Raw genomic sequence first — 17466 nt, 5'->3', positions numbered from 1 at the left:
TCAGCAAGAACGCTTGATCCCCAGCCTGTGGACAACTTTTCTGGATTACTCCGCGCCAAGAATGGGTAAGGAGAGTCACCCCACCCAGGCACCATCCATGAAAGTCAGCGTGTTGAGCACCATCAACGGGCCGACCACCAGCGCGTAGACGAGGATCACCCACTGTCTCCAGCGCGCGCCCGGGGTGCCCGCCCGCGCGATGAGCAGGAACAGCGGCCACCACAGCAGCGCCGAGCGTGGGATCGACAGGTAGTAGGCGGAGCAGACCAGGGCGCCCACCTGAAGGCCCACGTAGACGAACTCGCTCCACCGCCGCAGGTAGAGCAGGACCAGCACGAGCCCGACCCCGACGACCGCCCCGGCGATCTCCAGCCGGAACGCCCAGGCGAACCGTCCCTCCCCCATGGCCGAGTTCCACGTCGTGATCAGCGACTCCCACGGCCACACCATGTGCCGTCCCCACCCGGCCTCCTGGGCGTGCTTCCACGCCAGCCAGTCACCGCTGCGGCTGTAGTGGTAGGCGGAGTAGAGCACCAGCGGCACGAACGGCAGCACCAGCCACGCCGCCTGCCGTACGGCCTGCCGCCGGGTGAAGAACTCCACGATCAGGGCGAGGGCGAGGAACAGACCGGTGATCCGCATGCAGGAGGCCCCCGCCGCGAGACCGGCGGCCAGTGGCCAGTGGCCCCGGCGTGCCGCCAGCCAGGCCGGGATCGCGAAGGCCAGGAACAGCGCCTCGCTGTAGCCGGTGAACAGGAACACCGACATGGGCCAGAGCAGCAGCGCCAGCACCGCGCGCCACCCGGCTCCCGGCGGCCCCTCGAACTCGGCGAGCCTGGCCAGCGCCACCATCGCGACGGCGCCCGCCACGAAGGAGATGAGCAGCCCGGCGAGCGTCCAGTCGCCCACGAACGTGTGCACCGCGCGGAGCGTCAGCGGCATGCCGGGGAAGAACGCGGGCAGCCCCTTGTCCGGTTCGGCGGCGGCGGGGTCGCCGCCGTAGCCGTGCTCGGCGATGGTGATGAGGAGCTGGGTGTCCCAGTGCTTCCAGCGCTCCAGGAACGGCGCAACGGTATCTCCCCCCGACATGGCCCCGGCCCCCACGACCGCGAGGACGACGATTCCCAACCGGGAACTCAGCCAGAGCGTCAACGCCTCCATCGCGGTGTCGCGCGGAGGTTCCAGGGGGGTGGTCATACGGTGGAATTGTGGCGGATCATCATGTCTTGCGGCCAGCCGGGGAGGTCATGACGTTGACCACTTCCGGCAGACCACTTCCGGCAGACCGCCGCCGGACGACCGCCCCCTCCGGACAGCACGGATCCGGTACGGCGTGCCGTACCGGATCCGTGGGGCCGGGGAGACCGGCCGGGGGCCGTGGCCGGAGACCGGCCGGGGGTCAGGAGAGCGCGACGCGGAACCGGTCGGGGGCCTCGTCGAAGACGCCGCCGACCTGGTCGTCGGTCCCGGTCTGCCGGATCACGTCCTTGTCCGGCTTGAGGATGTCGCGCACGACGAGGGCCATCATGATCAGAATGGTGATCGCCCGGCCCCACACGGCGGTGAAGTAGGTGTCGCCGGAGATGCCCAGCGCCTCGTTGCCGGGCTGGAGGCCGACCAGGTAGAGCCAGATCGCGAAGAAGTACCAGCACTCGGCGACCTGCCAGAGCGCGATCGCCTTCCAGTTGGGCCGGGCCAGCACCGCGAAGGGGATCAGCCAGAGCACGTACTGCGGCGACCACACCTTGTTGGTCAGCATGAACGCGGCCAGGGTGAGGAAGGACAGCTGCATCAGCCGGGGCCGGGTCCGGGCGGTCACCGTGAGCACCGCGATCGCCAGGCAGAAGACGCCCAGCGAGAGGACGCCGAGCGTGTCGAGCCGGTCGGCGTCGCCGAGGATCGGCCACTGCTTCTGGTTGAAGAAGTACCAGATCGAGCCCCAGTCGGCCCGGCGCTCCTGGCTGAAGACGTAGAACCGCTTCCAGCCGTCGAAGGCGGTCAGCATGATCGGCACGTTGACGACGATCCAGATCCCGGCCGCGCCGCCGACCGTCTTGAGGAACGGCACCCATTTGCCGGTGCGCAGCGTCAGCAGGAACAGCGGGCCCAGGAACATCAGCGGGTAGAACTTCGTGGCGATCGCCAGGCCGAGCAGGACGCCCGCCAGCCACTGCCGCCGCTTGGCCCAGGCCAGCAGCGCGCCCAGCGACAGGGCGTTGGCGGCCAGATCCCAGTTGATGTAGGCGGTGAGGATCAGCGCGGGGGCGAGGGCGTACCAGAGCGCGTCCCAGCGCCGGACCGGTCCGGCCAGCGCGGCCATCAGCAGCACGCCGACGACCAGGCAGAGGGCCATGAGGATCACGGTCAGGTCGTAGAACGCCGTCCCGGGGTCGCTCATGGGCGTGACGATGCGGCGGAAGAACTCCATGATCCCGCCGATGCCGACGGGGTATTCGACCGGGTAGTCGAAGTAGGGGACCTTGCCCTCGTTGAGCTTCTCGTTCCACCACAGCGGATAGATGTCGGTGTAACAGAAGTTCGTGAACTGCAGGGTCCCGTGGTTCCACGCCCCGCCGAAGCGGCAGGGCCACTTCCACAGGTAGGACAGCAGCGCCCCCAGCCCCGCGAACAGGGCCAGGGGGATGTACGGGACCGCGCGCGCCCCGAGTCCGGACACCGTGTTCAGCGGCGACTGGAGGCTCTTCATCAGGGGCGCTGCCCGGACGGTCTGGCCCTGGGATCGGGCGCGACCGCGGCGGGGGCGCCGCCGTTGCCGATGTCACCGCCGCCGTCGCCGCCGCCGTTCTCGTCCGGGAAGCCGGTGTCGTCCCCGGTGGAGTCACAGGTGATGTCGCCGGGCAGGCAGCCCTGGTCGTCAGGCAGGGGCTGCTGGTCCCCGAGGTCTTCGGGCAGGCCGTCGTCACCGGGCCCGTCGGTGTCGAACGGGTCCGGCGTGGGCGACGGGGTCGGCGTCGGGGTGGGCTTGGGGACGATGTTGTTGTCCGTGCCGACGTTGGCGCGCGGCGGGAAGGGGATGACCTCCTTGCCCTTCATCGCCTCCGCCATGAAGGCGTGCCACACCCGGGTGGGATACGTGGCGCCCTCGATGTCGCCCAGCGAGATCTCGCGGTTCGTCTTCTCCTGCTGCCGGTACATGCCGACGGCGGTGGACAGCTGCGGGGTGAACCCGACGAACCACGCCTCCTTGTTCTCGTCGTTGGTGCCGGTCTTGCCCGCCACCGGCCGGTCGGGCAGGGCCGCGGCCCTGCCGGTGCCCCGGGGGTCCTTGACGACCTGCTCCAGCGCGACGATGGCGTCGGCCGCGCTGTCGGGGCTGATGACCTGGGTGTGCTGGGTGGTCTCCGGGAGGACCACCGTCTTTTCACGGTCGACGACCTTGATCACGACGTGGTTCTCGAAGTGCTTGCCCTCGTTGGCGAAGATCGAGTAGCCGCCGGCCTGCTGGACCGGGGTGACCGGGCCGGAGCCGATGGTGAGGGCGAAGGCGTGGTCCTTCACGGACTTCTGGAGGTTGTTCTCGTTGATGCCCGCCCCGGACGCGATCTTGACGACCTCCTCCAGGCCGACCTCCATGCCCATCTGCACGAACGCCGTGTTGACGGACTCGGCGGTGGCCCTGATGGTGTTGACCGAGCCGCCGGCGATGTCGTGGGAGTTCTTGATGTCGTTGGTGCCCGGCGCCTTGATCGGGCCCTTGCCCAGCAGGTAGCTGTTGAGGCTGTTGCCGGCCTCCAGCCAGGCGGCCAGCACGTAGGGCTTGAACGCCGACGCCGCCTGCTTCTCGGACATGAACGCGTCGTTCCACTCGCGCTTGAGGAAGTTGGGCCCCCCGTAGAAGGCGATGACCCGCCCGTTGCGGGGGTCCACGGCCGCGAGGCTGGTGTGGATCTCCTTGGAGAGGCCGGAGGTGTTCTCCTGGACGGCCTTCTTGGCCGCGAGCATCAGGCGCTTGTCGAACGTGGAGTAGATCTTGTAGCCGCCCCGCTCGACGTCCTCCTGGCTGATGCCCTTGCGCTTGAGCTCCCGGAGCACCTCGGTGATCATGTATCCCTTGATGCCCGCGTAGTAGTCCTTGTTGCGGACGGCGATCCGCTTGGGGGCCGTGGGGGACTTGGCGGGCAGCGAGCCGTACTTGGCCGGGTCGATCAGGGCCATGCCCTTGATCACGTAGTCGTAGCGCCCCTGGGTGGGGGCCAGATTCTTGGCGTTCTCGGCGCGGTCGAACGCGTCGGGGTTCTGGATGCGGCCGGCGAGGTAGGCGGCCATCTCCGGGGTCAGCTCGTCGACGTCCTTGTTGAAGAACGCCTGCGCCGCGGCCTGGATGCCGTGGGCGCCCCGTCCGAAGTAGATGGTGTTGAGATACTGGGTCAGGATGTCCTCTTTGCCGAGCTCCTTGTCCAGCTTGATCGCGACGAAGATCTCCTTGACCTTCCGCTGGATCGACCGCTCCTGGCTGAGGCCGTCGTAGTAGTTACGGGCCATCTGCTGGGTGATGGTCGAGGCGCCCTGGACCTGCTCGCCGCTCACGGTGCTCCACAGCGACCTGGCCATGCCCTTGAAGTCGATGCCGTTGTCCTCGCGGAAGCTGCGGTTCTCCGCGGCGATCACCGCGTCCTGGACGTGCCGCGGGATCTTGTCGATCGTCACTATCGTCCGTTTGACGCCGAGGCGGGCGAGCGGGGTCTTGTCGCTGTAGTAGATGACGCTGCCCTGGTCGTCCACGCTGGCCTGCCGGTCCATGGCCGAGGGGTCGGGCGTGTTGGCGTAGCCGACCGCGATCATGCCGAAGACGCCCGCGGTGATGACCGTGAAGCTCGCCAGCACGATCTTCCAGCCCGGGACGAAACGCTTCCATCCCCGGCTGCCGGGCTCGTCGTCCCCGTCCCCGTCGCCGGGTCCGCCCGGTCCGCGTCCGCCGCGTCCTCCGGGACCGCCGGGTCCGCCGGAGATCACGGTGTCCTCCGCCGCGACGGCGCGCCCGGCCCGGCCACGCCTGCTCCGCCCACCGGGACCGGAGTCCGGGGAGCGCTCGCTCCTCGCCTGGGCGGCGAGCATGGCCTGGGTGTCCTCGAAGGCGGCCTCGGGACGGCGGCCGGCGGCGGCGGGGGCGGGCTGGCGCGTCCCGCTCTCCCCGGGACCGTACCCGGCGCCCTGCGGCGCCCGTCCGGTCTCCCGGGGGTCACGCCCCGCGCCCTGCGGCGCCCGTCCGAAGTCCCGAGGATCGGGTCCTACGCCCTGCGACCGTCCCTGTGCCTGGGGCGTACTCCAGGCCGCGTCACCGGTTTGGGAGGGCTGGGACGGGGGAACTGCACGGGGAGCGGCGCCTGGGCTTGAGCGACGGCGCCGTCCCTGGGGAGCCGATGCGTCCGGGCGCTGCTGGCGTCCGTCCGGCTCCGGGTCATGGCTGTAGCTGTTACTCACGCGTCCTCGTTCGGTCATCGGGGTCTACGGCGGCGTGCTGGCGGGGAGATTACCTCCAGATCACGGAAGATCTCGTCGCCTTGGCTGACTGGTAGCCGACTTCTTCGGGTGGATCTCCAATCCCGAGGACGTACGAGACCGGCGGGTGGTTCCGAGAACAACCTTGGCAGACCTCTCCCGCGCGAGCGCGGGATTCCCCGTATTGGAAGGCGGTCCCGAGCATGCGGGGGCCACCGCCCACTACCGCCCGCTGCGACCACATAGGCGTCACACTACGGCTTTTTACTGTTTGCGCCCAACCTCTTGGGAAAGTCGTTAATTGCAGAGATATGTTGGTTCGACGTATCCTCAAGATGTATCGGCTCGATACATCGACGCGAGAGGTGGTGGTTTCCAGTGGCCAGTGGACGCGGTGGCGTGCTGGAGCTCGCCGTGCTCGGGTCGCTGCACGAGACCCCGCTACACGGCTATGAGCTGCGCAAACGGCTCAACGCTCTGCTCGGCATGTTCCGGGCGTTCTCCTACGGTTCGCTCTACCCCTGCCTCCGCCAGCTGCTGACCGACGGGCTCATCGTGGAGGACAGCGCGTCCGACACGGCCTCTGCCCCGGCCGAGAGCCCCATAACGCTCACCGGCCGCCGGTCGAAGATCGTCTACAAGCTGACCGCGGAGGGTAAGGAGCGGCTCCAGGAGTTGCTCACCCAGGCAGGTCCGTCCGCCTGGGAGGACGAGAGCTTCGGCGTCCATTTCGCCTTCTTCAGGCATACCGAGGCCGAGGTGCGCCTGCGCATCCTCGAAGGACGCCGCAGCCGGCTGGAAGAACGCCTCGACGGCGTCCGGACGGCTCTCGCCCGCACGCGGGAACGGCTCGACAGCTACACCCTCGAACTGCAGCGTCACGGTCTGGAGTCGGTCGAACGCGAAGTGCGCTGGTTGAATGAGCTGATCGCCACCGAGCGACGGAGCTCCTCAGCCGACGAAGAGCGGCAGTCCACGCAAGAAGGAACATCCCGGGCGACCGCGCCCGGAGCAGATAACACGGGACGGCATGCCGTCCCGGAAGACAAATGACCACTCAGAACAAGGGGAGCGAGTGCCATGGGTTCGGTGCGCGTAGCCATTGTCGGTGTAGGCAACTGTGCCACGTCGCTCGTGCAGGGCGTGCACTACTACCGGGACGCCGACCCCGGCACCCGGGTGCCGGGCCTGATGCACGTCAAGTTCGGCGACTACCACGTCGGTGACGTCGAGTTCGTCGCGGCTTTCGACGTCGACGCCAAGAAGGTCGGGCGTGACCTGTCCGAGGCGATCGTGGCCTCGGAGAACAACACCATCAAGATCTGCGACGTGCCGCCGCTGGGTGTGACCGTGCAGCGCGGCCACACCTTCGACGGCCTCGGCGAGTTCTACCGGGACATGATCGAGGAGTCGGACGAGGCCCCGGCCGACGTCGTGCAGGTCCTCAAGGACAACAAGGTCGACGTCCTGGTCTCCTACCTGCCCGTCGGGTCGGAGGAGGCCGACCGCTTCTACGCCCAGTGCGCCCTCGACGCCAAGGTCGCGTTCGTCAACGCGCTGCCGGTGTTCATCGCCTCCGACCCGGTGTGGGCCCAGAAGTTCACCGACGCCGGCGTCCCGATCATCGGCGACGACATCAAGTCCCAGGTCGGCGCGACGATCACGCACCGTGTGATGGCCAAGCTGTTCGAGGACCGCGGGGTCGAGCTGCTCCGCACCTACCAGCTGAACTTCGGCGGCAACATGGACTTCATGAACATGCTGGAGCGCAAGCGCCTGCAGTCCAAGAAGATCTCCAAGACCCAGTCCGTCACCTCCCAGATCCCGCACGAGATGGGCAAGGCCGACGTGCACATCGGCCCGTCGGACCACGTGCCGTGGCTCGACGACCGCAAGTGGGCCTACGTCCGCCTGGAGGGCAGGTCCTTCGGCGACACCCCGCTGAACCTGGAGTACAAGCTGGAGGTCTGGGACTCCCCCAACTCCGCCGGCATCATCATCGACGCGGTCCGGGCCGCGAAGATCGCCCTCGACCGGGGCATCGCCGGGCCGATCCTGTCGGCCTCCTCCTACTTCATGAAGTCCCCGCCGGAGCAGTACTCCGACGACGAGGCTCGCGAATACGTGGAGAAGTACATCCGCGGCGAGGTCGAGCGCTGAGCGCCCGACCGTGAGAAGAGCCCCCCGCCCATCGGCGGGGGGCTCTCCGCGTTCGAGGGCCGGTGGTCGAAGGCCCGCGTCCGACGGCCTGTTCTCGGATGATCCGTGGCCGGCCGGTCCGTGGTCGGCCGGTCCGTGGTCAGCGGGCGGCGGCGGGGAGCCCGGCGGGGTCGGCGACCGGCCAGCCGAGGGGGTCGGCGCCGAGCTCGACCAGTTGCGGGAGCTGCTCGCGGCACCACGGGGAGACGGCCAGGCGGTGGGCGAGCACCCCGTCGACGAACTCCTTCCACGGCATCCAGCGCACGTCGTCGACCTCGTCGGGGTTGGGCGCGGCGTCGGACCCGGCGACCACCCGGTAGACCGGGCAGAGCTCGTGCTCGACGATCCCGCTGTCCATGACCGCCCGGTAGGAGAAGCGCGGCAGCAGCAGGTCGACGCCGCCGGCGCTCAGCCCCAGCTCGTGGGAGAGCCGGCGGGTCACCGCCTCCACCATCGGCTCACCGGGCAGCGGGTGGCCGCAGCAGCTGTTGGTCCACACGCCGGGCCAGGTGAGCTTGTGCGACGCCCTGCGGGTGAGGAGCACCCGGCCCTGTCCGTCGAACACGTAGCTGGAGAAGGCGAGATGGAGGGGGGTGTCCGGACCGTGCACCACGGCCTTGGGGGCCGTGCCGATCGCGTTTCCCTCGGCGTCGACGAGCACGACGTGTTCTTGAGGCGTCACCCGACCGAGGGTACGTGACCATGTCGGCCCGTCATGTCTGATCAGCGTTAGATCATGAAAGGTGTGGAAGTGTCCACCCGCGTATCTCAGGGATGTTCCCGATGTCTCCACGGGGGCCGCCGAGCGTAGGCTGACCCCGTGTCATTCGTATCCGATCTACGCGTGGTCCTGGAAGGTCGGGACTTCCGGCGGCTGTTCGGCACCCGCCTGGTCTCACAGTTCTCCGACGGGATCTTCCAGTTCGCCGTGGCCGGATTCGCCTTCTTCAGCCCGGAGAAGAGCACCAGCGCCGTCGGGATCGCCGCCGGACTGGCGGTGCTGCTGCTGCCGTACTCGATCCTGGGCCCCTTCGTGGGGGTGTTCATCGACCGCTGGTCCCGGCGGCAGATCCTGGTGATCGCGCCGCTGGTCCGCGGGGCGCTGCTGCTGCTGGCCGCCGCCCTCGTCGCCGCCGGCGCTCCCGACGCGCTCTTCTACACCGCCGCGCTCGCCGTCCTCGGGGTCAACCGCTTCTTCCTCGCCGCGCTGGGCGCCTCGCTCCCGCACGTCGTCCCGGCCGACCGGCTGATGGTGGCCAACGCGGTCACCCCCACCTCCGGCACCGTGCTGACCTTCGTGGGCGTGGGCGCGGGCTACCTGCTGCGGATGATCTTCGGCTCGGACCACCGGGGCACGGCGGTGCTGCTGGTCGCCTCCGGCCTCGTCTTCGGGCTCAGCGCGCTGATCGCCAGGACCATGGGCAGGGAGCTGCTCGGCCCGGCCTACGACCCGGACCGGCCGCAGGCCCGCGCCGCCGTACGCCACGTGCTGAGCGGCCTGACCGACGGCGCGCGGCACCTCGCCCGCCACCGGGCCGCCGCCGCCGCGATGGGGGCGATGGCCACCCACCGGTTCGTGTACGGCATGTGCACGGCGATGCTGGTGCTGCTGTCGCGCTACTACTTCGCCGAGAACGCCGAGGACGCGCTGAACGCGGTCTCCATCGTGGTCGCCACCTCGGGGGTCGGCTACGCCCTGGCCATCCTGGTCACGCCGTGGGCCACCGAGCGCTTCGGCATCGAGCGGTGGGTGCAGGCCATGCTCGCCGGCGCCGGGGTGCTGACGTTCGCGCTCTGCGCGCCGTTCCAGCAGTGGGGCTTCGCGGCCGGCGGCTTCGTGCTCGGCATCGCCGGGCAGAGCATCAAGATCTGCGCGGACACCAGCGTCCAGCGGGACGTCGAGGACGCCTACCTCGGCCGGGCCTTCTCGATCTACGACATGCTCTTCAACGGCACCTACGTGCTGGCCGCGGCCCTGGCCGCGGCCCTGCTGCCGGCCGACGGCCGGTCACTGCCGGTGCTGGGGATCATCACCGCCGGATACCTGGGCGGCGCGGCGCTCTACCGGGTGGTCACCCCGGTCAGAGCGCCCGAGCCGCTGTCGTCATCGCCGTCGTGACCCTCTCCAGGTCGTCGCCGCGTCCGCGACGTCACTCGGCGGAGAGGCCGTTCTCGTGGGCCCACTGGCGCAGGGCGTCGGCCGCCGCCTCCTTGCCGATGACGCCCTTGTCCAGGCGCATGTCCAGAAGGAACTTGTAGGCGCGGCCGATGACCGGGCCCGGGGGGACGCCGAGGAGCGCCTGGATCTCGTTGCCGTCGAGCTCGGGACGGATCTTCCCCAGCTCCTCCTCGTCGGCCAGCCGGGCGATGCGCTCCTCAAGCTGGTCGTAGGTCCGCGACAGCGCCTGGGCCTTGCGCTTGTTGCGCGTGGTGCAGTCGGCGCGGGTCAGCTTGTGCAGGCGTTCGAGCAGGGGCCCGCCGTCGCGGACGTAGCGGCGGACGGCCGAGTCGGTCCACTCTCCGGTGCCGTACCCGTGGAAGCGCAGATGCAGCTCCACCAGGCGGGACACGTCGGCCACCACGTCCTTGGGGAACTTCAGCTCCGACATCCGCTTCTTGGCGAGCTGCGCGCCGACCACCTCGTGGTGGTGGAAGGAGACCCGGCCGCCGGGCTCGTGGCGGCGGGTCTTGGGCTTGCCCACGTCGTGCAGGAGCGCGGCCCAGCGCAGGATGCGGTCGGGGCCGTTCTCCTCCAGGTCGATCGCCTGCTCCAGCACGATCAGCGTGTGATCGTAGACGTCCTTGTGCCGGTGGTGCTCGTCGATCTCCAGGCGGAGCTTGGGCAGTTCGGGCAGGACGTGGGCGGCGAGTCCGGAGTCGACGAGGATCTTGAGCCCCTCGCGGGGGTGATCGCCGCAGATCAGCTTGTTCAGCTCGTCGCGGATCCGCTCGGCGGAGACGATCTCGATCCGCTCGGCCATCGCGGTCATCGCGGCGAACGCGGCCGAGTCCACGGTGAAACCGAACTGGCTGGCGAACCGGGCGGCGCGGAGCATCCGCAGCGGGTCGTCGTCGAAGGACCGTTCGGGGAGGGCGGGGGTGCGCAGCACCTTGGCGCGCAGGTCGTCGAGGCCGCCGTGCGGGTCCACGAACTCGCGGGACGGCAGGCGCAGCGCCATCGCGTTGACCACGAAGTCACGCCGGGCGAGGTCGCCCTCCAGCGTGTCGCCGTAGACCACTTCGGGCTTGCGCGACTTGGGATCGTAGGACTCGCTGCGGTAGGTGGTGATCTCCAGCAGCCAGTTGCCCTTGCGCACGCCGACCGTGCCGAAGTCGATGCCGATCGTCCAGACGGAGTCGGCCCAGTCGCGGATCAGCTCCAGGACCGTCTCCGGGCGCGCGTCGGTCGTCAGGTCGAGGTCGTTGCCGATCCTGCCAAGGAGGACGTCGCGGACGGAGCCGCCCACCAGGGCGATCTGGTATCCCCGGGCGGAGAACAGTTCGCCGAGTTCGTCGGCCACGGGGGCGATCTTCCGGAACAGCTCGCTCATGCCGTGCCGCTGGCTCTCAGACAGATTTGAAAGGGACAAGCCGGGTAGGTCCTTCGGTTACGGAACATGTTCCCCTCTGGGGATACACCTGACGCGATCACCAGGTTACGGTCAGTCAGGAGACCGTCGGGGGCCGTGCGTCGAGGCAAGGAGCACATACATGAAGGACGCCCTCGCGATCCACCGCTGGCTCCTCGCACACCAGGTCCACCATGAGATCGTACGCCTTCCGCGCGCGATGACATGCGTCGACGAACTGCCGGAGCTGCTGTCCGCGAGCCCGGCGTCCTGCGTGCAGGTCACAGTCTTCGAGGTCACGACCCGGATCGGCCGCGAGCCCGTGGCGGTCGTCACCTCCGTCGCCTCCCCTCCCCGGCCGGGCGTGATCGGCGGCACCCTGGGCGCCCGCCGGGTCCGTCCCGCCTCGGCCTTCACGGTGAACTCCGTCACCGACTACGCCGCCGGGCTGATCTGCCCGCTGCTGCTCCCCGACGGGCTGCCCGTGCTGGTCGACGAGCGGCTCGCCGGAACCGGGCAGGTTGTCCACACACCGACCGGAGAGCGCCATACGGCACTGCGGATACGCGCCGACCACCTGCTCACACTTGTCTCAGGGAAGACCATTGACCTAGTCCATTCCCGGTCACGGAGGGAGCCTGCGACCTTTCCCCTCGCTGGATAGGCCATAGCATTACGGGCGTGCGCCGTACTCGACCCATGGCCGGCATGTGATCAACAAGGCCGCGCTGCTCGCCGTGCTCGCCACCACGCTGCTTCTTCCCGCGGCCGTGGTGCCTGCGGCTACGGCGAACGCCCAGACGACCACGGCGAGCCGCCAGAGCCCCCAGCTCGTGGTGGAGGCGATCAGCCCCGACGTGCCCCGTGAGCCGACCACCGAGATCAAGATCTCCGGGTCCTTCACCAACACCGGCACCGAGGCGCTCGCCAACCTGCGGATCCGGATGCGCTACTCCTCCCAGCCGTTCGCCCGGCGCGCCGACATGGCGGCCTACCAGAGCGGCCAGGGGCTCCAGCCGACCACCTGGAACCAGCTCAACGTCCCGCAGGTCGCCCCCTCCGCCAAGGCGCCGTGGGAGTTCGTCTCCACGCCGCAGCGGCTGGGCCTGACCCGGTTCGGCGTCTACCCGGTCATGGTCGAGGTGCTCGACCCCATCGGCCAGCAGCTCGCCGTCCAGCGCACCTTCGTGGCCTACATGCCCAAGGACGTCAGAGTGCCGCGCACCAGGCTCGCCATGGTCCTGCCGCTCATCGACCAGCCCCGCCGGGCCGACGACCGCACCTTCGTCAGCGACGGCCTGCCCGCCTCCCTCGCCGACGGCAAGCGCCTCGGCAACCTGCTGGAGATCGCCCGGGACACCTCCTCGGCCAAGGGGCTCACCTGGGTGGTCGACCCCGCCCTCCTCGACGACGTGCGGGCGCTGGGCAAGGCCTACACCCTCAGGACCAAGGACAAGAGCGAGAACCGCCCGGCGAACGCCGCGGCCGCCAAGTGGCTCGGCGACCTCCGTACGGCTCTCGCCAAGCCTCCGGTCGTGGCGACCCCCTACGGCGACCCCGACGTGGCCGCCCTGGCCCACAACGGCGTCGACGACGTCACCGGGACCGGGATCGACGCGGCCAGGATCGTCGCCAGGGACACCCTCGGCCGTGACGTCCTGACCGACGTGAACTGGCCGGTGAACGGCCTGATCGACTACGACGGCCTGGACCTGCTGTCCACCGGCGACGTCGCCACCGTCCTGCTGAACCCGCTGAACCTGCCGCCGGCGATCCCGCCGGCCACCACCCCGGACGCCTCGGCGACCGTGGAGAGCGTGAACGGCCCGATCACCGCGCTGGTCACCGACACGGCGCTGGGCGAGATCATCGGGGCCGATACCTCGGCACCCGGCGCGGCCCTGATGAACCGCCAGCGGTTCATCGCGGAGACCGCGATGATCAGCTCCGAGCCCGTCACCACCGCCAGGACCGTGATCGGCGTCCCGCCCCGGCGCTGGGACCCGGACCCGGCCTACGTGACCGGCCTGGCGAAGACGGCCGCCACCCTGCCGTGGCTCGCCCCGGCCACGCTCGACGCGATCAAACGGGGCAAGGGCGTCCCCACGCCGCGCACCGGCCTGACCTACACCGACCAGGACCGGCGCAAGGAGCTCGCCAAGCCATATGTGGGCAGCGTCAAGCGCGTCGCCGCGCGCGCCGACCTGACGGCCGCGGTGACCACGGAGCAGGACCTCGACGTGTTCGACCTGGCGGTGCTCCGGCTCGCCTCCTCCGCCTGGCGGGACAGGGCCGAGACCGCGACGCCGTACGTCAAGCAGGTCGGGACCGCGGTCGACGCCCGGATCGGGAAGATCTCCATCACCGGCACCGAGCAGACCCAGATCCGCACGCTGGCCGGCAAGAACGGGGACGTGCCGATCACGGTCCACAACGGGCTGGGCCAGGACGTCGACGCCAACCAGGTCACGGTCCGGCTCAAGGTGACCTCCGACCAGCCCAGGCTGCTGAAGATCGAGCCGTACGAGGCCAAGGACGACCCGATCGTGCTCCGCGGCGGTCAGAACCGGACCATCCGGGTCCCGATGACCGCCACGTCGACGGCCAGCGGGCAGACCACCGTGACGGTCCAGCTCACCACGGCCGACGGCCGCGACTACGGCAAGCCCGTCGAGCTGACCGTGCGGACCACCGGCTACACCGGGATCGCGCTGGTGATCGTCGGAGCGGCGCTGCTGGTGATGCTGGCGGCCGTGATCATGCGCGTCCTGCGCCGCCGGGGGACCCGCCGCGCCGCGGCGGCGACCGTACCGCCGAGACGCGCGAGCGCGCCGGCCGGCACCGAGTCCTGAGCACCTAGCGACCTAGCGGAGGAATACGCATGAGCAGGGTCCTGCGTGCGAGCGCGATCATGGCGGCGGGGACGATGGTCTCCCGCGTCACGGGTTTCATCCGCTCGGCGGTGCTCGTGGCCGCGCTCGGCAGCGCGCAGATGGGCGACGCCTACACCGTCGCCAACGCGATCCCGTTCATCCTGTTCGACTTCCTCATCGGCGGGATCCTGAGCAGCGTCGTCGTGCCGATGATCGTGCGGCGGCAGAAGAGCGACCTCGACGGCGGGCGGGCCTACGAGCAGCGGCTGATGACCGTGGGCACGATCACACTGACGCTGCTGACCGTGGTCGCGGTGCTGCTCGCCCGGCCGCTGATCGGCCTCTACACCTCGGACTGGAGCGCCGGGCGGATCGAGGTCGCGGTCACCCTGGCCCAGTTCGTCCTTCCCCAGATCGCCTTCTTCGGCATCGGGGCGCTTGCCGGGGCGATCCTCAACACCCGCGACCGGTTCGCCGCTCCGATGTGGGCACCGGTGCTGAACAACGTCGTGATGATCGCCGTCCTGGTCCTTTACTACCTGAAGGCGGGCAGCGCGGGCGCGGACGTCGGCACGGTGAGCGAAGCCGACCTCGCCCTCCTGGGGCTCGGCACCACCGCCGGGATCGTGGCTCAGTGCCTGGTGCTGATGGTCTCGCTGCACAAGGTGGGCTTCCGTTTCCGGCCCCGGTTCGACCTGCGTGAGGCCGGACTGGGCGAGATGGTCCGCACCGGCTCCTGGACCCTCGTCTACGTGAGCGTCACCCAGCTCGGCTTCCTGGTCACCACCAACATCGCCTCCGGGGCGGGCGCCAAGGCCCCGGGGGCCGGCAACACGGCGTACGCGCAGGCCTTCCAGCTGTTCCAACTCCCCTACGGGATCATCGCGGTCTCGGTGATCACCGCGATGCTGCCCCGGATGAGCCGGTCGGCCGCCGAGGGCGATCTGGACTCCATCCGCGAGGAGTTCTCCTCAGGCGTGCGTCTGGTGGCGTCGCTGCTCGTGCCCGCCGGGCTGCTGTTGATGGTGCTGGGTCCGGCCGTGACCGTGATGATCTACTCCTGGGGCAACAACAACCCCGACGACGCCGTCTACATAGGCAACGTGCTCCAGGTCTTCGGCCTGGCGCTGGTGCCGTTCTCGATCTTCCAGCTCCTGCTGCGTGTCTTCTACGCCTTCGGCGACACCCGGACCCCCGTCTTCATCGGGGCGGGCAACACGGCGGTGAGCATCGCGCTCAGCTTCCTCGCCTCGGCCGTCCTGCCCGCCCGGTACGTCGTCATGGGCCTGGCCTTCGCGCTCACCGTCTCCTATATCGCGGGCACCGGGGTGGCCTGGGCGCTCGCCAGCCGGCGCGTGCACGGCCTGCAGGGGCGCGTGGTGGCCGCCGGGCTGTCACGGATGTACATGGCCGCGCTTCCGGCCGCGGCGGCCGCGCTGGGTGTGTTGTGGCTCACCCAGGAGCTGACCGACCTGAACGCGCTCAGCGCGGCCATCATGCTGGCCGCGGGCGGCGGTCTCGGTATGGTGCTCTACCTGGTCATCGCGCATCGGATGCGTATCCCGGAAGTCAGTTCGGTCGTTGGAATGGTTGCAGGCCGGGTAGGCCGGTAACCCCAAGACTTGTCCCAAGCGTCTGACAAGCAGAACACGGGCGGAACCGGCGCGGGACTACCATGGTGCGACGCGTGTGACGACATGCGGCTAATGGAAGCAGGAGGGCGTGGGCGGATCCACCCGGCATCGCGTGATGTGTCCTGAAGTGTCAACCCGGCAAGACGCTGGCGTGTTCTCAGTTACGGAGAGCTCATGAGTTCCTCCGCCGTCGAGCCCGGCACCAAGCTTGCCGAGCGTTTCCGGCTTGAGGACCGCGTCCACGAGTCCGGCGGCGCCACGCTCTGGAAGGCCATCGACGAGGTGCTCGCCCGGCCCGTCGCCGTGCACACCTTCGACCCCGACTTCCCCCGCCTCAACGAGGTCGTCACGGCCGCCCGGGCGGCCAGCCGGCTGACCGACCCGCGGCTGACCCAGGTCTTCGACGCCACCGAGGACGACGGCCACTCCTACGTCGTCAGCGAGTGGGTGAGCGGTGAGACCCTCACCGACATGATCACCTCTGGGCCGCTGGACCCCGAGCGGGCCGCCGCGCTGGTCGCGGAGGCCGCCGAGGCGCTGGCCCACGCGCACGAGGCGGACCAGGCCCACCTGTGCCTGACCCCCGACCACCTGGTGTGGACCGCGGGCAGCACGGTCAAGCTGCTCGGCGTGGGGGTCGACGCCGTCCTGGCCGACGTGACGAGCGACGACCCGGCCCGGACCGACGCCGAGGGCCTCGGCCGCCTACTGTACGCCGGGCTGACGGGCCACTGGCCGGGCGACGAGCAGGAGAGCGAGCTGCCCGCCGCCCCCATGGACGACGGCCGCTTCTGCTCACCGCGCCAGGTCACCGCGGGCGTCCCCGGCTACCTCGACACCATCGCCTGCCGGGTGCTGCTGCCGGAGAGCCGGCGCGGGCTCGAACCGCTGACGACGCCCGAGGAGATCGCCGAAGCCCTCGCCTCGGTGCCCCGGCCCACCCCCATGCACGTCGCGCCCCCGCCCCCGCTCCCGGTGGCGTCCTCCCGCTCGGAGGGCCTCGACACCGCGGCGCCCCAGCGCCCCAGCGCCCCCACCCCGCCACAGCACCACTACCAGCCGCAGCCCCGGCCGGCGGGCGGTGGCGGGATGCTCAACAAGGTGGCCATGACCATGGTCGTGCTGCTGGTGATGGTGGCCGTCGGCCTGGGCGCCTGGACGCTCGGCCGCAGCATCGGCAACGCCGGGACCCCGGTCGCGGAGGGGACCGCCACGCCCACGCCGACCGCGGCCACCGCCACCCGCGAGGTGAAGCCCGCCTCCGCCACCGGCTTCGACCCGCTGGGCGGCGGCGACGAGCGGGGCGAGCTCGCCCTCTACGCGGTGGACGGCAAGCCCTCCACCGACTGGCACTCCGAGTCCTACAACTCCGAGGACTTCGGCCGGTTGAAGGACGGCGTCGGCCTGATGCTCACCCTGGACCAGAGCATGCCGGTGAAGCAGGTGTCGGTCGACTTCGGCAGCGGTTCCGGCGGCTCCGCGGAGGTCAGGGTCGGCGACTCCCAGGACCTGAAGAACATGACCGTGATCGGCAAGTCCGCCGAGGCCTCCGGCAAGAAGGTCTTCACCGCCGAGTCCCCGAAGAAGGGCAGACACGTCCTGATCTGGTTCACCAAGATGCCCACCTTCCAGGGCAAATACCGTGGCACCGTGATCGACGTCAAGATCCTCGCCACGAAGTGACGTCGGTGCGATTTGCTCGGTTTTATCCGTCTCCTTGACGATCATGGG

General features: G+C 69.8%; 12 protein-coding genes. 7 read left to right on the top strand and 5 right to left on the bottom strand.

All coding sequences use genetic code 11. The features are described from left to right. Nucleotides 1-75: 75 nt before the first annotated feature. From BM085_RS16025 to BM085_RS16015, 3 genes are all read right to left on the bottom strand, one after another. Nucleotides 76-1197, bottom strand: coding sequence for a glycosyltransferase family protein (locus BM085_RS16025; protein ID WP_093887773.1), 1122 nt, complete (start codon nucleotides 1195-1197; stop codon nucleotides 76-78). A gap of 202 nt (nucleotides 1198-1399) precedes the next feature. After that, a complete protein-coding gene (locus BM085_RS16020; protein ID WP_093887772.1) occupies nucleotides 1400-2707 on the bottom strand; it encodes a glycosyltransferase family 87 protein in 1308 nt (435 codons plus the stop codon). Further along, a complete protein-coding gene (locus BM085_RS16015; RefSeq protein WP_177245122.1) occupies nucleotides 2707-5076 on the bottom strand; it encodes a transglycosylase domain-containing protein in 2370 nt (789 codons plus the stop codon). The genes BM085_RS16020 and BM085_RS16015 overlap by 1 nt, the downstream gene beginning before the upstream one ends. Before the next feature lie 762 nt (nucleotides 5077-5838). Here BM085_RS16015 and BM085_RS16010 point away from each other — a divergent pair. After that, entirely contained in the window at nucleotides 5839-6513 is a 675-nt protein-coding gene (locus BM085_RS16010; protein WP_093887770.1) for a PadR family transcriptional regulator, read from the top strand. Between the two features lie 27 nt (nucleotides 6514-6540). Then, nucleotides 6541-7620: an inositol-3-phosphate synthase gene (locus tag BM085_RS16005; protein ID WP_093887769.1), complete on the top strand. Its 1080-nt coding sequence runs from the start codon at nucleotides 6541-6543 to the stop codon at nucleotides 7618-7620. A 139-nt stretch (nucleotides 7621-7759) separates the two neighbouring features. Here BM085_RS16005 and idi read toward each other — a convergent pair whose 3' ends face one another. Then, the gene (gene idi / locus BM085_RS16000; protein WP_093887768.1) at nucleotides 7760-8341 is read right to left on the bottom strand and encodes an isopentenyl-diphosphate Delta-isomerase; all 582 of its coding nucleotides are present in this window, start codon (nucleotides 8339-8341) and stop codon (nucleotides 7760-7762) included. A gap of 138 nt (nucleotides 8342-8479) precedes the next feature. Here idi and BM085_RS15995 point away from each other — a divergent pair, with 138 nt between their 5' ends. Then, entirely contained in the window at nucleotides 8480-9778 is a 1299-nt protein-coding gene (locus BM085_RS15995; protein WP_093887767.1) for an MFS transporter, read from the top strand. A 31-nt stretch (nucleotides 9779-9809) separates the two neighbouring features. Here the strand turns inward: BM085_RS15995 and BM085_RS15990 are convergent, their stop codons facing one another. After that, complete coding sequence (locus BM085_RS15990; RefSeq protein WP_177245121.1) at nucleotides 9810-11210, bottom strand: CCA tRNA nucleotidyltransferase; 1401 nt, start codon at nucleotides 11208-11210, stop codon at nucleotides 9810-9812. A 160-nt stretch (nucleotides 11211-11370) separates the two neighbouring features. Here BM085_RS15990 and BM085_RS15985 point away from each other — a divergent pair, with 160 nt between their 5' ends. The 4 genes from BM085_RS15985 (at nucleotide 11371) to BM085_RS15970 (ending at nucleotide 17418) form a co-directional block, all read left to right on the top strand. After that, the gene (locus tag BM085_RS15985; RefSeq protein WP_093887765.1) at nucleotides 11371-11892 is read left to right on the top strand and encodes an aminoacyl-tRNA deacylase; all 522 of its coding nucleotides are present in this window, start codon (nucleotides 11371-11373) and stop codon (nucleotides 11890-11892) included. Nucleotides 11893-11938: 46 nt separating this feature from the next. Then, nucleotides 11939-14080 carry a DUF6049 family protein gene (locus BM085_RS15980; protein ID WP_093887764.1) on the top strand — a complete coding sequence of 714 codons (2142 nt, stop codon included), beginning with the start codon at nucleotides 11939-11941 and terminating at the stop codon, nucleotides 14078-14080. Between the two features lie 29 nt (nucleotides 14081-14109). Next, nucleotides 14110-15714: a murein biosynthesis integral membrane protein MurJ gene (gene murJ, locus BM085_RS15975; protein ID WP_093887763.1), complete on the top strand. Its 1605-nt coding sequence runs from the start codon at nucleotides 14110-14112 to the stop codon at nucleotides 15712-15714. Between the two features lie 195 nt (nucleotides 15715-15909). After that, nucleotides 15910-17418 carry a protein kinase family protein gene (locus BM085_RS15970; RefSeq protein ID WP_093887762.1) on the top strand — a complete coding sequence of 503 codons (1509 nt, stop codon included), beginning with the start codon at nucleotides 15910-15912 and terminating at the stop codon, nucleotides 17416-17418. The last annotated feature ends 48 nt before the right edge of the window (nucleotides 17419-17466 follow it).

The organism is Streptosporangium canum (assembly GCF_900113865.1).
In the GTDB taxonomy this organism is placed as follows: domain Bacteria; phylum Actinomycetota; class Actinomycetes; order Streptosporangiales; family Streptosporangiaceae; genus Streptosporangium; species Streptosporangium canum.
The sequence above is the reverse complement of the archived record's forward strand: the minus strand, read 5'-3'. Positions and strand labels throughout refer to the sequence as shown.

What these genes read in the sequence shown, in the direction of transcription:
- BM085_RS16025 (WP_093887773.1), bottom strand. Translation starts at nt 1,197, where the DNA reads ATGACCACCCCCCTGGAACCTCCGCGCGACACCGCGATGGAGGCGTTG.
- BM085_RS15990 (WP_177245121.1), bottom strand. Translation starts at nt 11,210, where the DNA reads ATGAGCGAGCTGTTCCGGAAGATCGCCCCCGTGGCCGACGAACTCGGC.
- BM085_RS15985 (WP_093887765.1), top strand. Translation starts at nt 11,371, where the DNA reads ATGAAGGACGCCCTCGCGATCCACCGCTGGCTCCTCGCACACCAGGTC.
- BM085_RS16005 (WP_093887769.1), top strand. Translation starts at nt 6,541, where the DNA reads ATGGGTTCGGTGCGCGTAGCCATTGTCGGTGTAGGCAACTGTGCCACG.
- murJ (WP_093887763.1), top strand. Translation starts at nt 14,110, where the DNA reads ATGAGCAGGGTCCTGCGTGCGAGCGCGATCATGGCGGCGGGGACGATG.
- BM085_RS16015 (WP_177245122.1), bottom strand. Translation starts at nt 5,076, where the DNA reads ATGCTCGCCGCCCAGGCGAGGAGCGAGCGCTCCCCGGACTCCGGTCCC.
- BM085_RS15970 (WP_093887762.1), top strand. Translation starts at nt 15,910, where the DNA reads ATGAGTTCCTCCGCCGTCGAGCCCGGCACCAAGCTTGCCGAGCGTTTC.
- BM085_RS16020 (WP_093887772.1), bottom strand. Translation starts at nt 2,707, where the DNA reads ATGAAGAGCCTCCAGTCGCCGCTGAACACGGTGTCCGGACTCGGGGCG.